Annotated in this window: 17 protein-coding genes; 10 read left to right on the top strand and 7 right to left on the bottom strand. The window is 59.6% G+C overall.

Annotated elements, in window-relative coordinates:
* The 4 genes from IH881_10270 to IH881_10255 all read left to right on the top strand — a co-directional run.
* Nucleotides 1–1,345: AAA family ATPase (locus IH881_10270; protein MCH7868069.1), on the top strand; the 1,345-nt coding region annotated here is incomplete at its 5' end.
* Between the two features lie 491 nt (nucleotides 1,346–1,836).
* The gene (locus tag IH881_10265; GenBank protein MCH7868068.1) at nucleotides 1,837–3,375 is read left to right on the top strand and encodes a recombinase family protein; all 1,539 of its coding nucleotides are present in this window, start codon (nucleotides 1,837–1,839) and stop codon (nucleotides 3,373–3,375) included.
* A gap of 202 nt (nucleotides 3,376–3,577) precedes the next feature.
* Nucleotides 3,578–5,587, top strand: coding sequence for a rhomboid family intramembrane serine protease (locus tag IH881_10260; GenBank protein MCH7868067.1), 2,010 nt, complete (start codon nucleotides 3,578–3,580; stop codon nucleotides 5,585–5,587).
* Nucleotides 5,588–5,705: 118 nt separating this feature from the next.
* Nucleotides 5,706–6,659 (top strand): NAD-dependent epimerase/dehydratase family protein, encoded by a 954-nt coding sequence (locus IH881_10255; GenBank protein ID MCH7868066.1) that lies wholly within the window; start codon nucleotides 5,706–5,708, stop codon nucleotides 6,657–6,659.
* On the opposite strand, the gene IH881_10250 is transcribed toward IH881_10255, so the two are convergent.
* Nucleotides 6,656–7,672 carry a hypothetical protein gene (locus tag IH881_10250; GenBank protein MCH7868065.1) on the bottom strand — a complete coding sequence of 339 codons (1,017 nt, stop codon included), beginning with the start codon at nucleotides 7,670–7,672 and terminating at the stop codon, nucleotides 6,656–6,658. The genes IH881_10255 and IH881_10250 overlap by 4 nt on opposite strands.
* Nucleotides 7,673–7,991: 319 nt before the next feature.
* Between IH881_10250 and IH881_10245 the strand changes: the two genes are divergently transcribed.
* On the top strand, nucleotides 7,992–8,942 hold the full coding sequence (locus IH881_10245; protein ID MCH7868064.1) for an FHA domain-containing protein: 951 nt from the start codon (nucleotides 7,992–7,994) through the stop codon (nucleotides 8,940–8,942).
* A 55-nt stretch (nucleotides 8,943–8,997) separates the two neighbouring features.
* Here the strand turns inward: IH881_10245 and murA are convergent, their stop codons facing one another.
* Nucleotides 8,998–10,278, bottom strand: coding sequence for a UDP-N-acetylglucosamine 1-carboxyvinyltransferase (gene murA, locus IH881_10240; protein ID MCH7868063.1), 1,281 nt, complete (start codon nucleotides 10,276–10,278; stop codon nucleotides 8,998–9,000).
* A gap of 227 nt (nucleotides 10,279–10,505) precedes the next feature.
* Between murA and IH881_10235 the strand changes: the two genes are divergently transcribed.
* Both IH881_10235 and IH881_10230 read left to right on the top strand, forming a co-directional pair.
* Nucleotides 10,506–14,477: a DNA topoisomerase 3 gene (locus IH881_10235; protein MCH7868062.1), complete on the top strand. Its 3,972-nt coding sequence runs from the start codon at nucleotides 10,506–10,508 to the stop codon at nucleotides 14,475–14,477.
* Nucleotides 14,478–14,690: 213 nt separating this feature from the next.
* On the top strand, nucleotides 14,691–16,418 hold the full coding sequence (locus tag IH881_10230) for an acyl-CoA dehydrogenase family protein (protein ID MCH7868061.1): 1,728 nt from the start codon (nucleotides 14,691–14,693) through the stop codon (nucleotides 16,416–16,418).
* 38 nt (nucleotides 16,419–16,456) lie between these two features.
* Here the strand turns inward: IH881_10230 and IH881_10225 are convergent, their stop codons facing one another.
* Nucleotides 16,457–17,413 carry an aldolase catalytic domain-containing protein gene (locus IH881_10225; GenBank protein MCH7868060.1) on the bottom strand — a complete coding sequence of 319 codons (957 nt, stop codon included), beginning with the start codon at nucleotides 17,411–17,413 and terminating at the stop codon, nucleotides 16,457–16,459.
* Nucleotides 17,414–17,852: 439 nt separating this feature from the next.
* On the opposite strand from IH881_10225, the gene IH881_10220 reads away from it, so the two are divergent.
* The 3 genes from IH881_10220 (at nucleotide 17,853) to IH881_10210 (ending at nucleotide 20,584) form a co-directional block, all read left to right on the top strand.
* Nucleotides 17,853–18,029 carry an Rdx family protein gene (locus tag IH881_10220; GenBank protein MCH7868059.1) on the top strand — a complete coding sequence of 59 codons (177 nt, stop codon included), beginning with the start codon at nucleotides 17,853–17,855 and terminating at the stop codon, nucleotides 18,027–18,029.
* Nucleotides 18,030–18,182: 153 nt separating this feature from the next.
* Entirely contained in the window at nucleotides 18,183–19,508 is a 1,326-nt protein-coding gene (locus IH881_10215; protein ID MCH7868058.1) for a tetratricopeptide repeat protein, read from the top strand.
* An 83-nt stretch (nucleotides 19,509–19,591) separates the two neighbouring features.
* On the top strand, nucleotides 19,592–20,584 hold the full coding sequence (locus tag IH881_10210) for a diguanylate cyclase (GenBank protein ID MCH7868057.1): 993 nt from the start codon (nucleotides 19,592–19,594) through the stop codon (nucleotides 20,582–20,584).
* Here IH881_10210 and IH881_10205 read toward each other — a convergent pair.
* The 4 genes from IH881_10205 to IH881_10190 all read right to left on the bottom strand — a co-directional run bounded on the left by IH881_10205 (nucleotide 20,559) and on the right by IH881_10190 (nucleotide 24,576).
* Nucleotides 20,559–21,212, bottom strand: coding sequence for a class I SAM-dependent methyltransferase (locus tag IH881_10205; protein ID MCH7868056.1), 654 nt, complete (start codon nucleotides 21,210–21,212; stop codon nucleotides 20,559–20,561). The genes IH881_10210 and IH881_10205 overlap by 26 nt on opposite strands.
* Nucleotides 21,213–21,291: 79 nt before the next feature.
* Entirely contained in the window at nucleotides 21,292–22,125 is an 834-nt protein-coding gene (locus IH881_10200; GenBank protein MCH7868055.1) for a hypothetical protein, read from the bottom strand.
* Between the two features lie 55 nt (nucleotides 22,126–22,180).
* The gene (locus tag IH881_10195; protein MCH7868054.1) at nucleotides 22,181–23,764 is read right to left on the bottom strand and encodes a hypothetical protein; all 1,584 of its coding nucleotides are present in this window, start codon (nucleotides 23,762–23,764) and stop codon (nucleotides 22,181–22,183) included.
* Nucleotides 23,765–23,787: 23 nt separating this feature from the next.
* Complete coding sequence (locus IH881_10190) at nucleotides 23,788–24,576, bottom strand: PEP-CTERM sorting domain-containing protein (GenBank protein ID MCH7868053.1); 789 nt, start codon at nucleotides 24,574–24,576, stop codon at nucleotides 23,788–23,790.
* Nucleotides 24,577–24,777: the final 201 nt, after the last annotated feature.

Below are 24,777 nucleotides of genomic sequence, written 5' to 3'. Positions count from 1 at the left end.
TGGAGCCCCGGCACTGGCGAAAATCCTCCCACAGGAAGTGGTCTACCAAGCCGCCGAGTGGCTGGGAATCGAGTGGGCCAGCAGTAGCGATCAGCCCTCCCACAACGTGACTAGGTTACCTCTCTCGCATATCCGACCAGAACCCGCATGCATTGATCAAGTTGGGAACAGTCATGCCACCGTCGAAGGCGACGGGGAGATCGCTGTTGTTTCAGGATCGAATTGGCTAGACGACGGCTCGATCGATTCCTGGTTCGATGGCGTTGACATCATTCGACCCCCGGCCCGAAACTGGATCTTCCACGAGGTTCTCCCGGCGAAAATCGTTGCCATGGTCGCGGGGGCTGGTGGGGTCGGCAAGGGGCGGCTGTGCCTGGCCATGGCTGTTTCCGGTGCAACGGGTACTGAGTTTGGACCATTCAAGCCGATAGGCCCTGGAACCTGGATCATCATCGGGAAAGAAGACGATCGAGAGGAGCTGCAGCGGCGACTCGACGAGACAGTGCGCAACTGGCCGGGAGAGAAGTTCAATGACGAGCAAATCCGCCTTCTCAAGCAGAATCTAATAATCCCTGAGATTCGACCGGGCCTGAAATTCGGGACCGAACTGGTAGAAGAACTCGAAGAGTTCTGCGACCGCCGCGACACCAAGACTGACGGCATCATATTCGACCCGTACTCTCGATTCTGCGACACCGCGTCCGGCTTCTCGATGAACAGTCAGGAAGGCGCTGCCGAGAGCCACAACTGGCTCGGACAGATCCAGCAGGCAACGAACTCAACTGTCGTAGCCGTGCATCACCTCAATCAGTCTGGACACCAAGACCTGCAAATCGGGCGTCAAATGAATCCGACCCAAATTACCGGAAACATGCAGATCACGGATTTTTCCAGACTCGTAATTCAGCTTGGCATCGACTCCAAATCCAATGCATCAAATGCTCGTGGGGGACGCATTATCAACGTCCAGGTAACAAAGTCCAACTACACGATGCTGCCTGATGAGCCTTGGAAGTTTGAGATTCTAGAAGGAGGAGCAATTGTACCGGCCACACTCGATAGAGAATCAGGTGCTGTTCGTGCGGTCGTGGAGATCATCGCTGCAAGCGAGGGCAAGGGGATTACCCGTGGCGATTTGATAGATGCAGCGAAATCTCAGCTTGGACTCTCCAGGCAATTTACTCAGCGTGCGATCACTGCTGCGCAGGCCGACGGTTCCATCGAGTACCGCGGGAACCGCAAAACAAAGGGCGATTTCAGGCTGTTCCTAGCTGAGTCAGGACCAAAGTCAGCGGTCGGGTCTGAAAAAGACTCAGGACCGGGCGGGATTAACCATGTGGAATAGAAGAGAAAATCGCGAATTCATTCACGACCGTAGGCTCTTACGACTGGTTCTATATAACGCCATGATTTCACTGAAGAATCATTGCCGACTATCAGGCCCCCTAAAGGGGAGACCTACCGGCGGTCCTGAATACCGCCTTGGTCTCCTGTCTCTCTGGAAACCCAAACTGACTCCGATCTTTGCGGGAGGTGGCGACAGCCGCACTACCTCCTGCCAAGCACAATCAACAAATCCCGCCGAAGTTCAGTCTTCTTCGGCCAGTTCCCTCCCAGCACAGCAAGCAGCAGCCCGTATCAACGGGAGCCCCAACCCGTACTGGCATATCAAGCGGTGAGGTAAATAAATGAACAATGGATTCGCAAAGGCTGTCTCAATTGCAGTTGGCATCGCGAAGCAAAAGCGTGTAAAGCTGGCAGAACTTCAGACCGCCGTTGACTCGGGTGATCTTGAGCGATTGATGTTGGCAGCGAAGAACTGCCTAAGGACAGAAGATGATCGAGAAGAATGTGATCGCATTGCTCCGAGTGAGCAGTGCCAGTCAAGCAGCTGAGGGCAAAGAGGGACTCCCTGTCCAACGAGATGACTGTCGGCGACTAGCCGAATTGCACGGCCTTACGATTGTCCAGACGGTGGAACTTGATGGCGTTTCGGGAACGGCAGTCCTCGCCGATCCACGATTCACAGCCCTTCTAAGTCGCCTGCGCGAACCTAGTATCGACGGGGTGGTACTCAGCGCCTTCGATCGCCTGTTTCGCCGGGGTCGATTCGGTGATTACGAGATTCTGGACTCCTTCATCGATTCGAAGACGACTTTATACACGCCCCAAGGCGTCTACAACCTACGCAATGATTCCGACGCACTTCTCAGCGTCATCAACACAGAAATCTCTGCTGCCGAGCGCAAGAACATCATCCGCCGAACAAGCGCAGGCCGAGAGCGAAAACGTAGAGAAAAAGGCTGGAAGGCTGAGGCCGGGAATGTGGGAGTGCCCCGCGGCGTCGAATTTGACCATAAAGAGAAGCAGTGGAAGTACATCTACCCGGAAGCCGACCGAGTCCGAAGGATATTTGAGATCTTCCTCTCTGGTGAAACCAACTTTGCAGAGATTGCTCGGCAGGTGGGCCTCAAGGGCTCCGATTCGGTCGCAAGTGTTCTTCGCCAGCCCCTCTATATGGGTGTCTACCGCGTAGATCGGCGTTGGCTGGGAGGCGGACGCTCGGTCCCCCGGGACCCCGAAGATTGCTATGAGCACACGGCTTTCGAGACACCTCTAGTCACCCCAGATGATTTTGAAAAGGTCCAGCAACGGCTGACTGAGATCCGGGGGGCTCGCCCGAAACTTCCTAAACTTGCAGACCGCCCCCTCGCTTACCAAGGGTTCCTGGACTGCGCAGAATGCGGAAAGCCAATCAATTCACAGTTCGACCATCGCCAAAACACTTGGGTCTATCGATGTAATTACCGTGACCTGGTGAACGGCAAACGGGAATATTGCTCGACTGGACAGATGACAAGGGACAAAGTCGAGGCCGCAGTTGGCGCAGTTTTGGAGCGTTGTCTCGGTGATCCAGAGACGCTCCTTCAACTGATCGAACAGGGACAACGATCCGAGAGCCAAGTAGCGAGCCCAGATGCTCGTGAGACCGAGCGTCAAATTGCTGAGCTTTCAAACCAGAGACGACGGGTCATGGACGCCTATCAAGCCGGTGCAATCGAGATCGCCGATCTCACGAAGCGAGTCTCTGGAATCGACGGTGAGATTGCAGCACTGAGATCCCTTCAGAATCGAACGGAGAGGCCACTAGAAATCGACACAGACGCAATCGAAGCTCTTGCGGATGTCTTTGTCTCATGGACAGAACTAAGCCGTAAGACGCAGCATGAGCTTCTGTCGAGCATGCAGATCCGAATCCGGTACACGAAGATCGGAACCACCCGAACTTCCACACCTGCAGTGAAATCAGTCACTCTTGGATTACTCGGCAATGCAGTCATCTACAAGAAGATGAAGAGGTTGGGGATCCAGTAGCGCGGGTCGAGAGGGCATCGGTCTATCCCCAACAAGCAGTCAAGTTGCAGGTGTGCGGCAATATCTCAGCACCATGGGAATGCTCCAGCGCCGTATTCGACAATTCGCGTGCCCGATTCGCGATCTGACCGCGCGAAACTGAAATTCAAGGCTCGGGTGGTCGATATAAAAGCTCGGCACGAGTCGAACGACGGGGAGCTGTATGGCGAAGCTGCAAAAAGCGCTTCCGAAAGAGGATTCACTACCGCTGTTGAGCGCAGGCATCGCGACGATTTGGCTCGTCGTGGGTCTGGTGGTTCAGTTCAACTACGGGCCCCTGCTGCGCGAATCTCGCGAAGCCCACTTCCAGGCCGCACGCATGGTCGCGCGCGACCCGACCATCGCGGTCAGCGATGACCAGATGAGGGTGGTGCGCGCCGTCAATCCCCATTTCGAGAACGACTCCCTGCTCGAATTCATGCGGAAGAAGTCGGATCGCAGCCAAGTCGAACTGGCGCAGTCTACCTTTGACGGCATTGTAGAAACCGCAATCTCTACCTTGAACCAGCATCCCTTTCGTCGGCTCGGGCTGATTCCCGCGGATGGAACCGCAGTTGGACTGACAGCGCACGTTCTCATTCACGATGGAATCTTGCACCTGATCGCCAGCGTGATCCTACTGATGCTGGTGGCCCCTTTGCTCGAGAAGCGCTGGGGACCCCTGCTTCTGGCCGTGAACACCTCGCTCATCGTGCTCGCGAGCGCGGGTGCCTACATGCTCTGCCATCCCGACAGCAATCGGGCGCTCGCCGGGGGATCGGCGCTGATCGCCGGGCTCGTGGCGGCAGTGTTGATTCGTCAAAAAGATGAACCCGTCGTTTTTCTGCAATGGCTCTCACCCTGGGTCAAGACGAATCTGAGCGCACCCGCGTGGGCACTCGGCGGCGTCTGGCTGGTGTACGAAGCTTCGCTCTGGGTGATCGGCCAGGGCGCGCTACCGCGTGGAATAGACAATGCAGTCGGATATTCAGCACACGCGGCCGGTGCAGTCATCGGTGGCGGGCTGGCACTGCTGATCGCTGCGCTGGGTCTCGAAAAGAGCGACGCGCCCGCTACCCAGGGCGCCTCCGGAAGCATGCCGCGCAAGGCCGCACACTTCGATCTCAAACGTGCCCTCGCGCTCAGGGCAAGCGGTGACACAGACCGCGCCTTCTTCATGCTCGAAGCTGAAGTAGAGCGCAGCGCCCGAAACCGAGACGTCGTGATGGCGTACTGGGACGTGGCGATCGAACTCCAGCAAACCAAGAAGGCGGCACCCGCCGTGGTGCGTCTGATCGAAGAGGAAATGCGCCGGGGTGCCGACGCGGTTGCGAGCCGGATCTGGGGACGGCTGAGGGAGCACGCGCCCGATGTTCTACTCGATGCCCCGACACTGATCCGCCTGATTCCGAGTCTCGGACGCGAGCAGGGTGAAGAGGCTGTCACCATCGCGCTGCGTCAGGCACTCAACGAAAATAATCGCGGCCTCACCCCGTCCCTCGCGGCCAAGGCCGCGCGGATTGCAGTTGAAGTCAACACGCTACTTGCCGCGGAGGCGGCCAAGCGCGCACTCTCTGCGAAGAATCTCGACGACAAGACGCGCGCGGAGATGAAGATGCTGGCCGAGGCCCTGGCGCCCAACCGGCCCGAAAGTGCCTACTCCCAAACCAGTGGTACGAAACCTCAGGCCAGTGCTTTCTTCGAAGAGACCGACAGAAGTGCTTTCGGCGAGGCCACTGATTTGAGTGAGATGGCCCGCGAAGATTTTCCCGATGGCGCAATCACCCAGGCCGTTCCGGACAGCGTTACCGCCGAAGGATTCGCGGTCGTGATCGAAGGCGTGGGGCGGAGCGTCATCGCGTTTTCGCGCATGCGTGCACTTGCCGTCGTCGCGGTACACGGTCTCGGCCCCAAGCCGGTCGTGTTGTTGGACATCCTGATTGACGGCGGTGGCGACGACCATCCCCTCACGCTGCTCCGAATGCGCTGTGATCGCTTCGATCCCCGCATCCTGGCCCCGGAAGCCACGTCCCAACAACTCGCGATGCGATCGATCGTGCAGAATCTCGCGGAGCAGGGGGTGCAAGTGCTCGCGGATATCACCGCGCAGACAACTGACGCCAAGCCGCTCTTCGAATCCATCGACGCTTACCACGACAAAGTGATCCGGCCGACCGCGCAACGGTTCGCCTGAGGCCCAGAGCATCGCGAATCCGCCTGAGCCAGAGCCGCGATTTGCGCATATACTCGCATCCAACTCGACGGACTAGCGTGCGGACCTCCGCACCGGACATGGAAGCGGACCCACGAAAATGAAGGTGATGGTTACAGGGGCGGCGGGCTTCATTGGCTCCAATCTCTGCGAGGCGCTGATCGCCCGTGGCGATGAAATCATCGCGGTCGACAACTTCAACGACTTCTACGATCCCGCGCGCAAGCGATCCAACGTTTCGGGATTTCAGGATCATTCGCAGTGCGTGTTTGCCGAGGCTGACATCACCGATGCCAAGGCGATGTCAAATCTGGTCGAAACCCACCGCCCGGATGCCATCGCGCATCTCGCGGCCTACGGCAATGTCCGCTACTCGATCGGACGCGCACCGCTCTATACCGCGGTCAATATCGTGGGGTCCGTCAATCTGCTCGAGGCGGCGCGCGAATTCGGCTGCAACCGCTTTGTGTTCGCCTCCACTTCGTCGGCCTACGGCAAAACCGAGCAGCTCCCGTTCATCGAAACGGATCCCTGCAACCACCCGCTCGCGCCCTACCCCGCTTCGAAGAAAGCGGTCGAGATTCTCGGTTACACCTACTACAACCTGCACGAAATGAACTTCACCGCAGTGCGTTTTTTCAGCGTCTACGGTCCGCGCGGTCGGCCGGACATGATGCCCTTCACGATCACAGACCGGGTTTATCGAGGCAAAGAAATCACCCTGTTCGATGCCGGCGAGATGAAGCGCGACTGGACCTACATCGACGACATCGTCGCGGGCGTCATTGGCGCCCTCGACACCCCCCTCGGATTCGAGATCATCAACCTGGGTCGCGGTGAACCGGTGCTGATGTCCGACTTCGTCACCATCGTTGAATCGCTGATCGGCAAGACGGCAATGTTGACAACCCCCGACGCTCCGGCAAGCGAACCCAAGATTACCTTTGCCAGCATCGAAAAGGCACAGCGACTGCTCGGCTATGCGCCTGCCACTCGGGTCGAAGACGGACTCGAAAAACTCTGGAAGTGGTATCGCGACGAGGTCGCGGACTAGGCGTTCAGGTATGAACTCAGCCGAGAGCGGGTGCGGGAGAACCAGTTCCGAACTCGACCGCGGCCCGTGAAGCGATCTCGGCGGTTCGCCCGGTGGATCAGCATGTCGGCGACCGAACGCCGGTCGAGTTGGGCCAGCAGGGTCATTGCCTCGCTGCACGGCGGGCAACCGTCCAGGTGGCGCATCGTGGCCACGTATTGGGAGTACGCGAGCCCCTCTCCGTCCCGGTGCAGGGCAATCAGGTCTTCGGCCTCCGGGTGACGATGCGATCCACCACAGGCTTCGCGCATCATCGCTTCCACGTTGGACCAATTGGCCACGACGATCGAGCAATCCTGACAAACTGGATAGTGCGCGCGAAAGTCACGCCATTCGTCGAGATGGGGCTCTACCAAAAACGCGGGCAGGTCGAGCTCGAGAGACTTGAGGCAACTCTTGACCCGCTCGTCGTCGTTTTCTCGCAAGCTGCGACCATGCTTGGTGCAGCGTTCCCTGAGATCCCAAATGCTCTCCCGCAGAAACCTCTTTACCATGCGCAACGGGATCTTCCGCTGGGCCGCAATTTGGTCAAAGCTGCGCCCCTCTCCAAATACATCGAATACGACTTGTGATCGCTGTTCCGGGAGTCGTTCGACCTCGATCCTGAACTGCTCGACCAGCGACGCCGTATCCGGGGCACTCTGCTCGTTCATCCGACTGCTCTCGCACCAGGGCAATTGACCGTCTTCAGTCCAGTCCGTCGTCGCGCGCAAGTGCTGACTCAGGGCGGCGAGGGTGGTACGCCGCAGTCGGAATTCGATTTCGTCGCTGGCAAACCACGGTGACTTGAGCAGCCGACCCAGTACGTCTTGCACGAAGTCACCCCAGCGATCGGCGAAGTCGTAGGCCCGATACTCGACCAACAATTGTGTCACCATGCGAGTGGTTTTGACCAATGCGATGGGCGAACCCGCTCGCAGGTCTTGAATCAAGTGATTGGCGAGAGGAATTGAGCCTCGGGAATGGGTCTGCACAGGCACAGGATATCAGTTTCGGCGCCCTTGATCTGTGAACTTCTCGATTGACGGCAAGATTCGCGGCCGAGGCAAAAGCCCGACAAGCAAAAACCTGAGAAGACCCGGTCCAACCTGCATTTGAGGGGAAAATCGCGCCACTTTCGTGATGTCTTGTTTCGTAAGTGTCGCTCGCGATCAAACGGGCAATTCCCTCAAATTCGCAGCTATCCTGTGCGAGCCGCTTGCTCGCGCGCTTGCCACGCAGGCTGCTTGGGGAAATCTCGTATTGAGGCGCTGGCTCAGATCGCGGAACAAAAAAACCTCTCCGACCCCGGGGATGCAGCCTGGCATCGAGCTTTTGGTGCTCGAGGGCACGGACACCGGGCAAAAGTTTACAGTGGACGCCAACGAGGTGATGATCGGTCGTCGGCTCGGCGATTCGGAGCTGCCCGGCGCAATCCTCTTGCACGACTCGAGCGTCTCGACCCGCCAGGCGGTCATCCGCCAGACAAACGGAAGTTTTGTCATCGAACATCTGAGCGAGGCCAGCAATCCGACCCTGGTCAACGGCTCTTCGATCCAATCGGCAATCCTTGTCGCTGGCTCGCAGATCCAGATTGGACGCATCTTGATGGACGTCCGCAATCGCGAAGGAACCGCACTCGCAGACTTCACTGAACGCTACGCCCCCGCCGTGCCCCTGAATCAACCCGGGAGCCATTTCGGCAGCGAGGCCGTGGAAATTCCGGCCAGCGAGATCCAGCTCGGCGGCGAGTTCTCGGTCGAAGGCAGCTTCATGGACATCGACATCGTGAATTCGATCGGCATGAAGGAAGACATCAGTGAACCCGAGCGAATCATCGTGAGCTTCGAGCGGTTTCGTTGCTTCATCACAAGAATCGTGAACGAATTCCAGGGCCACGTACTCAACAGCAATGGCGATGAACTCATCTGCTTCTTCGCGTCGAGTCTCGATGCAATTCGGGCAGGAAGTGCCGTTTCCTCACGCCTCGATCTCTTCAACCAAAATGAGAACACCCTCGACGCAGCGTTCCGCCTCCGCATCGGCGTGCACTCTGGCAAATCTCTGGTCGATCTCAAACGCGGCATCGCCTACAACGCGGTGCTCGACGTTGCGGGGCAGCTGCAGAGAGTGGCGAAGCCCGAGCGCATGACAATTTCCGAACAAACAATGGCGGCTCTACCCAGGGGACTGCCTTTCAAATTCATGGGTAGATTCGATCCCGAAGACCTGGACTACTACACGCTCGATGGCGTGATCGACTGACGGCGGGCCGTGGGACTGGGAGTAGGAACAGAAGGCTGCGCGGTGCCCTGCCCGCTCAGTCGTCCACTCGCTCGATGGAAGCGCCCAGAGCCGTGAGTTTTCCCACGATGTTCTCGTAGCCGCGATCGATGATTTCGGCGTTCTGCACCACGCTCGGACGTTGCGTCGCACAAAGCGCGGCGATAATCAGCGCCATGCCGGCGCGGATGTCCGGACTCCGGACCGTCTGCCCCACCAACGGAGTCTTGCCCGATATCACCACCCGGTGTGGATCGCAGACAATGATATTGGCGCCCATCTGAATCAGCGGATCGACGAAGTACATGCGACTTTCGAAGAGTTTTTCAAAGAACAGCACCGAACCGTGGGTCTGGGTGGCCAGCACGAGCATGCTGCTCATCAGGTCCGATGGAAATTGCGGCCAGGGACCATCGTCCACTCGGGGTGTCTTGCCGCCAACGTCCTGGCGAATCCGCGGCACCTGATCGCCGGCGAGATAAATCGAATCCGAGCCGATCTCCAATTCGATCCCGAAGCGCTCGAACAGCCGGTGGATCATCCAGTAGTGACTCCCGCGAATCCCCTCGACGACGATGTCGCCGCCCAACGCTGCGGCCAGGGCGAGGAAGCTCCCGGCTTCGATGTGGTCTCCCTCGATCCGATGGGTCGTGCCGTGCAATTTCGTAACCCCGGTCACGACCAGGGTGTTGGTACCGATGCCCGAGATTTCTGCCCCCATCTCGACCAGGAGCGCGGCCAGATCCTGCACATGAGGTTCGCTGGCGGCGTTGCGAATTTCGCTCACACCCTCGGCGAGCACCGCAGCCATCAGGATGTGTTCGGTCGCCGTGACGCTGGCTTCGTCGAAAAACATCACGCTGCCGCGCATCCCACGAGGCGCGACCAGCTTGTAGGATTCTGGGTCGACTCGACAACCCAATTTTTCGAAGCCATAGAAGTGCGCGTCGAGTCTTCGCCGCCCGATCATGTCCCCGCCAGGCGGGTGCACCTGGGCTTCGGCGACACGATGTAGCAGCGGAGCAACAAACAAAAAACTCGTACGGTTCTTCTCGCACAGCTCCCAGGGAATCTCATGGGTCACGATTTCGCGCGCGCGGATGCGAACTGTCGATTGCTCGCGAGTCACTTCTGCGCCCAGATACTTCGCGATCTCGAGCATGGATTCGACATCTCGGATCGCGGGCACATTTTCCAATACGACTTCTTCGTCGGTGAGGAGCGCAGCCGCGATCATCGGCAGCGTGGCGTTCTTGTTCCCGCTGACCCGGACGTGCCCCTTGATGGGGCGCCCGCCATGGATTACAAAGTTGCTCATCTTGCTCCCCCCCCCCCTCTTGCACAACGTCGCGCCAACGCGTTCGGGCGGCGCACGGGCGGATGATGCGGGGCGAAGCACGATCGAGCAAGTTTTATCGCTCCCCAAACGATGTGTCCGCGCTACCCTCGTACCGCGTGCAGCCCCCCGCACGGTTCCCCAGAAACTCAATGCATGACGTTTGAACCCGCGAACACGCGAAAACAGGCGCACGTCGGACCCCGCCCATGACAACTGCAGTGCTGGCCGAGAAGCCATCAGTGGCCCGGGATATCGCCAAGGTTCTGGGCGCGACCCATCGGCGCGACGGGGCCCTCGAGGGCAATGGCTACGTGGTCACCTGGGCGATCGGCCATCTGGCCTCTCCGGCGCAACCTCATGAGATCGATGCCCAATGGAAGCGATGGAGTCTCGCCAGCCTGCCGATGATTCCCAAGCACTGGCCTCTGCGGGTCTACGAAAAAACCCGGCACCAGTTCGAAATCATCAAGCAAATCCTGTGTGACCGAGACATCGACGAAGTCGTGTGTGCCACTGACGCCGGTCGCGAAGGTGAGCTGATCTTTCGTTTTATCTACGAAGCGGCGGGCGCAACCAAACCCGTGCGCAGGCTCTGGATCTCGTCACTGACCGACGACGCCATTCGCCGGGGCTTTGCCGACCTGCGCCCGGCCCAGGAGTTTGACGGCCTGGCCGACGCGGCCCGGGGAAGAAGCCGCGCCGATTGGTTGGTAGGGATGAATCTCACGCGGGCCTACACGCTTCGCCAGGGCGGGCCGCGAGAGATGCTGTCGGTCGGTCGCGTCCAGACACCCACCCTGGCCATGGTGGTGGACCGCGAACTGGCGATCCGCCGATTCGTTTCCGAAGACTACAAGGAAGTGCGCGCGGTCTTTCGGCCGACGGAGAATGCGGATCAGGGCGTCTCCTCGTCGACCTCGTACGAGGGCGTCTACATCCGGCCGGAGACCCATGACCTGGCGCCAGCCCCTGCAACTGCAGCCGATCACGAGAGCAAGCCCCCGGAGCAGGACTCGAGCCAGCGGGGGTGTCGCCTGCCGGTCGACGGGAGCGAAGCCCAGCGCATTGCCGATCGCGCGCGCGCAGGCACTGCACAGGTTCGTTCGGTCAGCGGACGTCAACGTCGGTTACCCCCTCCGTTGTTCTATGACCTGACTGAGCTACAGCGCCACGCAAATCGACTCTACGGTTTCTCCGCCAAGAAGACCCTGGATCTCGCACAGGCGCTCTATGAGAAGAAGCTGCTGAGCTACCCGCGAACCGACAGCCGAGTGCTCACACGAGATGACGCCAAAACGCTTCCCCGGATCGTCGCAGCCATCTCCCCGGGTTACACCGAACTCCTCGCGGAGGGCTGCGGCAGCCGCCCACTGGGTGCGAGGTTCGTCGACGACGCGAAGGTTCGCGATCACCACGCTCTGATCCCAACGGACACTGCGCGTGGGTCCAGTCGCCTCGGTCGCGACGAGCAGCGTATCTACGATCTCGTGTGTCGTCGGTTGCTCGCCGCCTGGCATGAAGATCATCTCTATTCCACAACCACGGTCATCACCGCGATCACACAATCGGAGAACGATGAATCCGTAGCGGCGGACGTGGATCTGTATCGCAGCACCGGAACCAAGCTGGACCAGGTCGGTTGGCGGGTGCTCGACCCACCCCTCCCGAGCGCACCGCGCAAGACCGAAGTTCGCAAGCCGAGAAGCGCCGCAGCCGCCTCGCTTGCCAACCGTGACCCGGAACTCCCCCCACAACTTCGGCCGAATCTGCCAGTTGAGATGCTCGAGGTTCATGTCGACGACAAGGCAACCCGGCCGCCCCGTCGCTTCACGGAAGCAACGCTGCTGACCGCGATGGAAACTGCCGGCAAAACCCTGGATGACAAAGATCTGTCGGAAGCCATGCGCGAGTGTGGGCTCGGAACACCCGCAACCCGGGCCGGAATCATCGAGATCCTGATCACCCGGGCGTATCTCAAGCGTGAGAAGAAGACATTGCTGGCGAGCGACAAGGGCATTCGCCTGATTGGACTGGTCCATCCCCACAGCAAGAGCCCTGCGATGACCGGCCACTGGGAGGCGAAGCTCCAACAGATTCAAGACGGCAGCGTCAGCCTCGAACGATTTATCTCCGAAATCGAACAGTACGTGCGCGACGTCGTGGCGAGTGTCAAACACGACGACGCTGCGAAGGCCAGATCGACCGCAGGGGCACCACCCCGCGCCAAAGCTCGGACGCAACCCTCCCGCGCGAAACCATCCGGTGCGGCAGCCCGTAGCGCTCCCCCCGCGGCACCAACACTCCAAGACACATCGGCCAATGCCCCACCCAAGGTTCCGACTCCCTCGAACCGCTTGCATGGGCTGCTGCGCGATCGTTTTGGCTTCGAACGATTCCGGCCGCATCAAGAAGAGGTGTGTCGCACCCTCACCGAGGGAAGCGATGTCTTGCTCGTGATGCCCACCGGGGCCGGCAAGTCCCTCTGCTATCAGCTTCCGGGCATCGCCCGGGCGGGAACCACGCTGGTCGTCAGCCCCTTGATCGCATTGATGGAGGATCAAGTCATTGCGTTGAAACAGCGCGGGTTCATCGCCGAGCGCATTCATTCGGGGCGCAGCCGCGAAGATTCGCGCCAGGTTTGTTTCGATTATCTGGCCGGGCGACTCGACTTCTTGTTCATCGCTCCCGAACGATTGAGCGTTCCGGGATTCCCCGAGATGCTCGCACGCCGCAAACCCGCGTTGATCGCGATCGACGAGGCCCACTGCATTTCCCAATGGGGCCATGACTTCAGACCCGACTACCGAATGTTGAAGGAGCGCCTGCCCTTGTTGCGACCGGCTCCCATCGTCGCACTGACCGCGACCGCGACCATGCGGGTTCAGCACGATATCGTCGAGCAACTGGCGGTCCCGGGCGCACAACACTTCATCCACGGGTTTCGCCGGGACAACATTGCAATCGAGGTGGTCGAACTCAAACCCTCCCTGCGCAACGACACCGCTGCGCGGCTGCTCAGCCCGAGCGACCGTCGACCCGCGATCGTCTATGCCCCGACGCGAAAGAAGGCAGAAGCCCTCGCCGACGAACTCGGCGAGGACTATCCCACCGCGGCCTATCACGCCGGCATGGATCCCGAGCGAAGAGACAAGGTTCACGCCGCCTTCCTGGCCGGATCCCTCGAGGTCGTCGTTGCGACGGTGGCCTTCGGCATGGGAATCGACAAACCCGATGTTCGCAGCGTGATCCATCTCGCCCTGCCCGGCAGTGTCGAGAGCTACTATCAAGAAATCGGTCGCGCGGGGCGCGACGGTCTGCCCTCGCGCGCATTTCTCCTGCACGGCTATATCGACCGCCGCACCCACGAATGGTTCCTGAACCGCGATTATCCCGACACGAAGGTCCTGGCCAAGATCTTCGCAGCGCTCGGAGATCAGCCGATCGACAAGACCCGGCTACAGCAATCGCTCAAGCTGGACCCTGAGGAATTTGAACGGGCGCTCGAAAAGCTCCGGATTCACGGCGGCGCAGTGGCGGGTCCCGGAGAAGCGACGACCCGAGGACACGATCGCTGGCGCGAGCCCTACCGCGCCCAGCTCGAGCATCGCAAAGCACAACTCGACGAAATCGCGCGATTCGCAGACAGCCGCGGCTGCCGGATGCTGAGACTCGTCCGTCATTTTGGCGACCAGGCCGATTCCGAAGACTCTTGTGGGCACTGCGACTTCTGCGCACCCGCAGCCACCCTGGTCGCAGACTACGGTGAAGCAACCCCGGCGCAGCAGAGCGCAATGGAGCGCATCCTCAAATCCCTGAATCGCGAGAGCGCCCCGAGCAGCGGAAGACTATTCAACGAACTGTTCGGACAAGACTACGACCGGGGGCTCTTCGAGGTCCTGCTCGCGGCGCTTCACCGCGCGGGCTACATCCACATCGAAGAAGAGAGCTTCGAAAGCGAAGGCCGACTGATCGAGTTTCAACGTCCAGTCATCACGCCATCCGGTGGACGAGCCGGTGCTGCGGAGATCGCGAATGTGCGCATCGCGGCAGAGGGGCTGCCGCGCAAGAAAAATCGTCGCCCTGCAAAATCGAAGCGCTCCACGCGATCCGTAGCAAGGAAGAAATCGTCTGCGCGGAAGAAATCGCGCACAACCAGGAAGCCCCGGCGTAGATCCTAGGAACCGGACTGCCAGTCATGACTCCCGGTCCTCCTTTTTCCCCCAGTTCTATCGAATCTACGTGCGTTCTTCTCATATCGGAATTCTCAATTTCCTTGCCGCTCAAGCCGAAATATGAGATTGCACAATCGCGTAAACACAGGTTCAATTCCCCGCGTCACGATCATCGCCAACCCCAGCGCGAGATCTCTCGGCGCTGGATTGGAGTCAAGCATGCCTTCCTATTTTCACGACGGAATCACTCTCTATCTCGATCGTCTGGCCGACTGGGAGTCGTACTTCACCTTGGCCAAAGGCGACGACGCAGATGTCGAAAGTGAAACCGAAGCACTTCGCAGTGTGCTCGAAACCTGTGCTTCAATTTGCGAGAAGATCGAAGCCGATTGTCGTGAGACCTGGGACGTTCCGGCCGAGTTGATCGACGGCGAGGTGATACTTCCCGAGGCCACGCAAAAGGCCTACGACCTGCTGAAAGAAGCGGGGCTCGTCAGCCTGAACGTTCGCGAAGAATTCGGAGGGTTCGATCTATCCGGGTTCGTAAGCAACGTGGTCATCCAGATGATCTCACGTGCCAATCCCGGTTTGATGACGATCCTTGGCCTGCAGTCGGGCACGGCCGAGGACATTCAACGCTACGCCTCACCCGAACTGTGCCGGGAGTTCCTGCCCCGCTTTGCCAGTGGTGAAGTAATGGGGTCGATGGATCTTACCGAGCCTCAAGCCGGATCCGATCTGGGGGCGATTCAAACTCGCGCCAGCGACCACGGCGAAATCTCGAAGCTCAACGGCCAGAAGATCTTCATCACCAACGGCGGCGCCGAGGTGCATCTCGTGCTCGCTCGCGACGACGACCACTACGAGGAATCGAAGGGCAGCACCAAGGGTCTTTCGCTTTTCATCTGCCCGCGCACCCGACGCGATGGCAGCCCCAATGGCGTCATCGTCGAGCGACTCGAACACAAAATGGGCATCCACTGTTCGCCCACCGCGGCAATTCGCTACGACGACGCCGACGCGTACCGCATTGGCGTCAAGGGCGAGGGATTCAAGGCAATGCTCGACTTGATGAACAACGCTCGAGTCGGCGTGGCGGCCCAGGGAATCGGCATCGCAGAAGCCGCTGTTCACGAAGCCATCCAATACTCCAAGCAGCGCAAACAGTTCGGCATCCCCATCGGCCAACAACCCCTGATGAAAAACCTGCTTGCGAGAATGGTGCGCGACCTCGAAGGCAGCCGCGCCCTGCTCTATCGCTGCCTGCTGCTGCTAGATCGCAATAACGCCATCGAACGACACATGGCTCGAAACCCGGATATGTCCGAGAGCGAGCTCAGCGAGTTGAAACGCATCCACGAAAGAAACTCAGTGCGAACGCGTCTGCTGACGCCTCTCGCAAAGTACCAGGCGACCGAATCTGCGGACTGGATCACCCGCGCAGCCATTCAAGTACACGGTGGAATCGGATTCATGGCCGAATCCACGGTCGGCAAGCTGCACAATGATGCGATCATCACCACGATCTACGAGGGCACGTCGGAAATTCAGGTGAGCTTTGCACTCAAAGAGATCGGCAAGGGCGCGCTGACGATCGTCTTCGACGAGCTCCACAAAGAACTCGATTCCCTGGCTCGGCCCGAACTCAGCGAACTCGCCAAAAAAGTGCGAGTTGGGATCAGCCAGATCGAGGACGCCTCGATGGCCCTGGCCCAGGATTTTTCCTACGCCCTGCTCTGTTCGAAGCCTCTGGCCGACATGGTGATCGCCGTGATCGTAGGCTCGGAACTCCTGCTTCAGGCGGACGTGGCGCCCGAGCGAGAAGATCTCGCGGCGAGCTGGGTCAATCGCAAGATGCTCGACCTCGCAACCGAGGCCAGTCGCATCCAGTCAGGCGGCATCGAGCGGCTCGAACGCTGTGAGCGGATCGTCTCGCTTCTCGACTGATCTCGCCCAGGTTCTCGCCCAGGTTCTCGCTTAGACGCTCAGTCGAGATTTCGGCACTCTCGATAGAAGTCGTGGCAGTTGTCCCGCAATGCTTTGTCAGCCCGCTGACGCATCGCCGCGCGCGGATGCTGGTTCAGGCAACCGCTGATGCCATAGATGTCGTTGTAGCCCCACTCGATCTCGTTGCGCAGCGGCACAAAGTGCTCCTGAATGACCTCGTAGATGGGCTCGACCTTGAACTTTGGATTCTGGAGAAAGTTCAACAGCAGTTCGATGTTGCAGTTCCCTGCCCCGCGCCCAATCCCGTTGACCGTCGCATCCAGCAAATTGACGCCGCGGATGATTGCCTCCTGGGTGTTCGCGAAGGCGAGTTGCTGATTGTTGTGGGCGTGGAACCCGAGTTCTTTGCTCGGCGCGTGTGTGCGGTAGAGATCGATGTAGTGCGCGACCTGCTCGGAATAGAAAGCACCGTAGCTATCGACCAGGTACAAATAGTCGGTCTCGTCGCATTCGTTTACCGCTTGCAGCCCTTCGATCAACTCCGTTTCAATGGCCACCGACGGCGCCATGATGTTGAGCGTGGTCAGGTAACCCAGATCTTTGCAACGTTTGACGAGTTCGAGTCCCTTGTCGACGTCCTTCACGTAACACGCGGTCCGAATCATGTCGAGATCCGTCTGATCGCGCGGCTTGAGCGCAGCGACATCGACTCTTCCGACGTCGAACATCACCGCAAGCAGCGGGCGAGAATCGGTTTCATACGAATTGACGACGCGCTTGATGTCATCGTCGTCGCAGAAGTTCCAGGCACCATACTGGTCGCGGGGAAAGTCCTCGCTCTCGCAGAGTCTCTTGCCAATTTCGAAGAAGTCGACCGCGGCGTCGCACGCTGCGCGATAAGTCGCCTTGACCAGGTCATCCTTGAACTGGTAATTGTTGATCAGGCCCCCATCTCGAATCGTACAATCCAGAACCTTGATCTCGTCTCGAAACATCTTCGACCTCCTGCTGACCCTCTGGGCATTTTCACTCAACAACCGAACGACCCACCTGACTGTGTGGAGTCGAACCCGGACTGCTCCGGCGTATTTCTCAAAATACCGTCTCGGAATCGGTCGGACCGGCTCGCGGTGCGGGCGCAAACGACGCCTGGCCACAGCGGGCCGAGCCGGAATTGCCTCGTTTCGTCGGTAGGTTAGCGAAGTTTGCCCCCGATCGCGGGAGGCCGACGGGCGGCGGCACCTTCGAGTCCTGATCCCCGGGGGAATGGTATGCTAGGCTCGCACTTTCTTCGCAGCGGCGACGCAACCGCCGGACTCGGAGCGCGACCACCAGGCTGGAGCAACCGAGTCTGATGGGCTGCGATCGATCACCTGAACGCTTGAAAGGGAATGCATGAAGATCGTGATCGAATACTGCGGCAAGTGAAACTACTTGCCTCAAGCCACCAGTTTGGCGGCCTCGATACTTGCCACTACGGGCAACGACTGCACGTTAGTTGCCGGCGAGCGAGGCATATTCGATGTGAGTTGCGATGGCAACCTGGTGTTTTCGAAGCACGCTGAGGGTCGTTTCCCCAGCGACGATGAAATCCTGAAAAAATTGCCTTGAAGCAAGCTCTCAAGTCATTCCGGTCTCTGCAAGCCTGTACAGAATGCCCGGGTCTGCCGATGAAGGCATTGGGCAGCAGTGATTTTGTTTTGGCGCACCGAGCGATGGCTTGAAAATGTTTTAAGCTCACGGCCCACTGATGGAGCAGACCCTTTGAAGCGCCACTTGAAAATACTGATTACCGGCTCGGCGTTCGCCGCATTCTGCCTGGCGAGTTCGGGATGCACGCTGGCTGGATCGACGGTTTCCATGCGAACCGGTGACGCGGCTAATGGTGGCGACTCGGAGCTGTCGACGGATTCGAGCCGCCGGAGAGACGTCTACAGCGACGCCGAGACTGACACCGCGGAACCGCAGCAGTGGAGCCGCCTGGTCAAGGAAGGACGGCAGCATTTGCTCCTGGGTCGCCACGCCGCCGCCGAGCACAGTCTGCTGGCCGCATTCAAGCTCTCGAATCGCTATCGGTCGAGCGATGTACGGCGCCGGGTGAGCTTCAAAAACCTCGAACGCCTGGCTACGAGTTATCGGCGGGATCAAAATGATGCGGCCGCAACTCGAGTGCTCCAGATCATCACCTACGAAACTCGAGACGAAACTGAGTTCTCGTATCCGGGCCTCAGCGATCTAGCGCTGGAACTCGGCGGACTTCAACTGCTCGCGGGCGCGACCGCAGAAGCCAGTGTTTCCTTTCAGCGCGCCCTCGATCTGAGAGTGCAGAAAAGCGGTGCAAATTCGTCGACGTTGATCGAGCCCTACCAGAGACTCTCGCAAGCGGAGATCAGTATCGAGCAGTTCGATCTCGCGGTCGAGCACGCTGAAAAAAGCCTCACCCTCTCTGAAAATCTACTGGGACCGAAATCAGCGGAACTGGTGAAGGCCAGACTCTTCACAGCCACGGCGTATTTCGAGGTCGGGCGATACGAGGATTCGGAAAAACTGTATCTGGCCGCGCTCGAGACCTTGCGCGAGATCAATCCTGTGAGTGTGATTGAGACCATCGCGCTCAACGGAGTCGCGCTTGTCTATCTCGAATCGAACCGCCTCGACGAAGCGCTCACAAACGTTGACCTCGCACTGAAGAACCTCGAAGAGTTGAAGATCGGTGGCATCAACCGCGCCATGGTTCTCGATACCAAAGCCCGGATCCTGGCCGCCGACGGCGAGACCGAATCCGCCTCCCGCCTGTTCGCCGAGGTGATGGCCGGATTAAAAGCCGCCAAGCCCACGGATCAAAAGGTACTGTTCGAGTCGTTTGAGAGCTTCCTGAGGGACCAGAACCGCATCGACGAGGCGCAGGAGATTCGCCGGCAGATCGATGAGTTGGGCGGCCTGGGCCCAGATCACGAATCGGCGACCCCGGATCCAACCGGCGAGAGCGACATCGCAGAGGAGACTTCGAGCCCCTCTGTCGAGGCCCAGAGTGCCCCTGAACCGGCTGAGGTGAGCACCTCGATCTGGGACCTGCCATCCGCGCCCTGATCGACCCGATTAAAGAAAACCTGTAGTTGCTCCGATTTTACTGGAGTGGGGACGCCGCCGTTCACCACGAGCGAGGATCCCCGATGCCACTGGCAGAAGAGCCCCCGAGCGATCGAGGTCCGGTCCCCGGATCCAACGAGACGCTGCGCGTCTTGCTCGTTGAAGACAATGCGGATTACAGCGACTTGATTCGCACGACTTTGAACAACCACGGATTCGAAGTCACTCACTCTCAATATCTCGACGCCGCCATAGAGCGACTCGAACAGAATCACTTTGACGCCCTGGTGCTCGATCTCGGTCTGCCCGACGGCTCCGGCATCTTCACGCTGGTGAGCGCCTGTCGATTCTCGGAGGATCTGCCGATCATTGTCCTCACCGGCAATAGCGACCGCAGCCTCGCCATGGCAGCGAGCGAAGGTGGGGTACAGGAGTACGTGATCAAAGATCGGGTCGAACGCAAGAGCATGCCCGGTTTGATCCGACGCGCCATCGAACGGCATCATCGCAGGCAGTCGCTCAACCCCGTCAATCTTCCCGAACGCCAGAGAATCCACGATGCCGTGAGAGATCAAACCACCGGTCTCGCCAACGACATCTTGTTCGAAGATCGCCTGCGACAGTCCCTCACACGCGCCCAGCATCAGCAGCGCAACTTCGCCTTGATGATGATTCAACTCGACGGATTCAATGCCGCTTGTGAATGTTGCAGCGCAGAACCTTGCGACCGGGTGTTGCGTCTCGTCGCCGACGCGCTCGGGAGACTCTTTGGCGCCGAAGACACCGTCGCTCGAATGGGTGTAGATACCTTTGGAATCATTTTGGGTGAAGTGGGATCCCAGAGCGACATCTACCAGGCAGCCGGCCCGGTGATGACGGCCCTGGCAGACCTCGAACTCCCCGATGGCGTTCACCCATCGCTCACCCAGCTCACGGCTCGACTCGGCGCGGCACTCTTCCCCGATCAGGGACGGCGCCCCGAAGAATTGCTCAGTTGTGCGCTCGGCCAGCCACTGGCTTCAGCGATCCTGGGAGCTGGCGAATACCAGTTCACTCCGCCGTCACGGATGGGCTGATCCCAGTTTCGGCACCAGCGGGCAGGCGTTCGGTCAGGAGACTCTCGAACAGACACGGGCCTTCGATTCCCAGCCCATGGCGCCACAGTGGCTGTGGACTGCGCGCAATCAGGCGCAGACCCGTGACATCGAGGTAGTCCGAGTAGTCGTAGATGGGATGCAACGCGCACAGGCGCAGCGCCCAGGCGAGCCAATTGATCGGGCGGTAGTAGGCCGCGTACAACAAGCGTCGAGCCGGGTTGCGACCGGGAGGCGTGAAGTCGGCGATCAGAAGTCTTCCTCCGGGTGCCAATAGCGATGCAAGGTGTCGCATCACCACGACCAGGGTCTCTTCCGAAAACACGTTGAGGACAAAATTGGCCACCACCGCGTCATAGGGCGCGGAGATCGTGTGGTCGAGGATATCGTCGTGTACGAGTTCGGCTTTGAGGCCCGCGTTGTCCAGGCGCTTGGCCACGCGACGCAGCATCGGCCGCGACAGATCGAGACAGGTGACATCGACTCCGCGCCGGGCGGCCAGCAGCGCGTCTTCGCCAGCGCCGACCCCTACGTAGAGCACCCGCTGCCCCGGCTCGAGTGCAACCACTTGTGACGCCTTGACTCGCGGGATCGCGCCCAGTGAAATCACGGAAGCAATCCACTCGTAACACCATGCGAAGCGATCGTACGAATAGCGAGTCCGGATCATCTCGGCGCCGCGGCGAAACTCAGGGGGCCGCAGGTGGCATCGGCGGGAGCGGATTTGGGATAAATGGGAAATCTGGCGAGCAGGCAGCACCCGCCGTGCAAGGCGCTAACGATGGCGCAGCGACCGGCGCTGCCGGTGGCGCCAGGCCGGGCGGTCCGGCAGCCACCGCGGGCAGCAGGCCCGCGAGGTCCCCCGGAGCGAAGCGGTTGGCCAGCCCCACCTGAACCTCGAGCGGAGTACACTGCGCTCGCGCGAGCAGCTCGAGGGGAGCGTGACTGGCGACGGCGGTATACAGCCGTTCTTTCGGCTTGCTGATCGTGCACTGGCCCGGGTTCGAGACCATGCGCTCACTCGAGTTGCCAACGCGTTCGACACCGAGCGCATCATCTCGGCTGCAGATCATCGACACCGTCCAGACCTTCTCGGTGAACACAAGCGCTTCACTGTTCGAACGGGCGTCGGCGACTAGAAGTCCCGGGGTCGAGATGCTTCCGGTGCGACTTCCGTTCCCCATGTCGATCATTCGCACCTGGCCCTTCTGGAGATCGAGAGCGGGTGGCCCCATTTGCTGAATCCCGAAGCGCATCGTGCTGTTCCCGGCGAGACGCACATAGGCATCCCCGGACATGATCGCGAGCCCGGGGTCTTCCATCGTGGTGATCAAGTCGTCGCGATAGATCGGGGAATCGCACTCGAGTCGCCGCGCTTCCTCGCCGGGGGCCTGGGCATAGGCTTCGCCTTCGACGCTGACGACGTGACCGACGCTGGTCGCTGCCGAGGCCGCAAGTGGCGCAAACATCAGCGCAACGACGAACATGAACACATGGATGGGGGGAATTGTTTGCAATGGCATCTCTCTTTCCTCTTCTTTTGCTTCTCTTTACTTCTACTTCTACTTCTATTATCGCTCAGGGAAACTTCAGTTCGACATACGCTCCGACGACGTGGCGCTTGTATTTGAACACCGGGGTATTGGAATCGTTGAACGTGTACTGGTAACGACCGGAAATTTCGATCCGGTTCTTGAATTCTCGTGCCAGTTCGAGGTTCAGCTGGAAGCTGTCTTCGTTGCGATCGGATCCCGTCCGGGGTGGATTCGCATAATACGACGCCTCGAGAAAATCTCTGCGCGTATAGGATCCACTCGCATCGAGATCGACCTTCAAGGGCAGTTTTGCGCGCACGCCAAACTTGATCTCGTGGGCATCCTGATCCCACTCTCCCCCATCCGCAAAGTACTTCGCGAAGTGGTAACCGGCATAGATCGTAGGTTCGACCCGTATGAGCAGAGTTACGGGGAGCTCGTGATCGCAGCCCAGGCGAAGACCGATGCCGTCCTGATTGAGCAACTTTTTGTATATCGATGGCACGGTGATTTCGTAGCGATAGTCGGCAGCATGCAACCCGAGAGTGCAGCGCGTCGTGCCCCACCTCCCCCATCGCTCTTCGACGAGCCCGGTGAGATCACCACTGACCACAAAGGGGTCTCCGCCGAACCAGCTATAACCCACATTCATGCGCAGACGACCGAGGGTCGTGGGGCGAAATTCGCGATCGACCCAAGCGGACGCGGCGATGTAGTGCTGATCAAAGGCGACGAGGTCATCGTGGGCATTTCCCGAGTAACTGACCATCGCGCCTACGGTATTGCCTTTCACTTCGAACAACTCGGCACCCAGCACCAGAGCCCAGACGCCGCGCACATCGTCGTCGCCCGAGATATTGCTCGGCAGCTGCTGCGACTGCCCACGCAACACGACGTTGCTGTCGTGCTCCACGCCGACCTTCAGGCTCGCCCAACGCTGTAAATCAGTCTGTCCACCGCGATGGCGTTCTGCCTGCAGTGCCAGCAAGCTCTTGGCTTCGCGAGCCCAGGCCCCGTCGGGCTCTTCGTTCATCACGCGGTCCGCTGCGCTCTGAAGTGGCTCGTTCTCGTCCAGGCTCTGCCATGCCAGTGCGGCATAGTAGGACGCCACCGGCTCCACGAGATTGGGGCCGCGGGTCGCGGCGCGTTCGAAGGCGAGTGCCGATTCTCTCGGTCGGTCGTCACGCATCAGCAGCAGCCCCGAGTAGAAGTCGACCAGAGCCTGCTCTTCGCCGACCACTCGCGCATTGTCGAGCGCCGTCCTGGCGCCTGCGTAGTCCTGTAGATGGTAGAGGGCAACGGCGCTGTACAGGCTCACCCCGACCAGAGAGGAGTCCAGCTCAGTGGCACGCTTCAGTGAGAACAGCGCCTTGGTGTACTGCTGCGCCTGGATCGCACATTTGCCGATCAGCCGCTCCATTGCGGCGTCGCGCACGGGGGATGCCTCGGCGATCGACATGGCTTCGGCGCACTGCCCGGTCGCCGCGAGATGAGAGGCGCGTATCAGTTGGAGTGCAGCTCGCTCGTCGGCCTGATCGGCCCTGGCGTCGCTAACTCCGAGTACAAAAAAAGAAGCGAGGAGCGCACATGCAACTGTGAGCCCCTCGCAAAAATGTCTCTTTCCCAAATGATCCCCTGTCACTTTGAACGTTAGGCCCGTTTGCGAATCAGCGCGAGGGCTGTCAGACCGAGGCCCAGCATGCTTGCAGTGCCCGGCTCGGGGATTACGGTGACATAGGCTCCCGGGACGAGCTGCGGGAACAGGAACCCGGGCTGGCTAGGGTCCGCCAAGGGAAGACTGCCGAGGACTCGGTAAGTAACGCCGACATACACGACTTCGTCGTCCAACATGGTTCCGAGTGCCAGGTCGACGAAGTAGAGATCGTTCAGCTTTGCGGTCTGGAGGGTGAGGGACTGAAGATCCGACGGGCTCGTCCCCAACGAACCCGATCCGTAGTCGACGGATACGATGTTGCTGACGAACAACGCAGAGGGGTCCGAATCGACGAGAATCAAATGCACGTCATAAGGCAGGGCGGGATCATCGGTTTGTTCGGTCTGGAAGGTGACTTTCCAAACGACATCGAACACATTATAGGTATCGCTGCAGTTATCTTCCGTAAACGGGCATCCCTGGAAGCTCTCCAGGTCCACATGAAGCAAAGACGAATCCGCAAATTCGGAGTCAGACGTGGTCGCCTGTTCGAACGTCGAAAATTCGTTGAAGGTCGAAATCGTCGGATAGGTCTCAGCGTCCCAGTCATATCCGTAGCTATAGAGACCACCGAATTCGGGGCCGTCGAATGGAATGTACGTGACTGCCTGAGCGCTCGTCGCAGCGAACAGCGTGAACACCATGAGAGCAACGCCGCCCAATACGGAACTCGCAAATCGCTCTCTCACTTGGTTCCAGTTGAAATCAGCACAACCAAACGCCATCGAACAAAGCCTCCAATTACGATCGCTGCTGCGGGCGGGGCCCCGAAATTGGGGCGCACGCCATTCCCAGTGCAGATCGCAGAATCTCTTCAGGCTTCAGTGGTTGGAGATGCCGAAATGTGGCGAGATCGATTCGTTTTTTATCGGGACAGAGACCCAAGCACGAAAAGATCGAGATAAATCAGTGGATTTGCCCGGGCG

The organism is Myxococcales bacterium (genome assembly GCA_022563535.1).
Classification (GTDB): Bacteria; Myxococcota_A; UBA9160; order UBA9160; family UBA4427; genus DUBZ01.
This window is presented reverse-complemented; position numbering and strand designations above follow the sequence as displayed.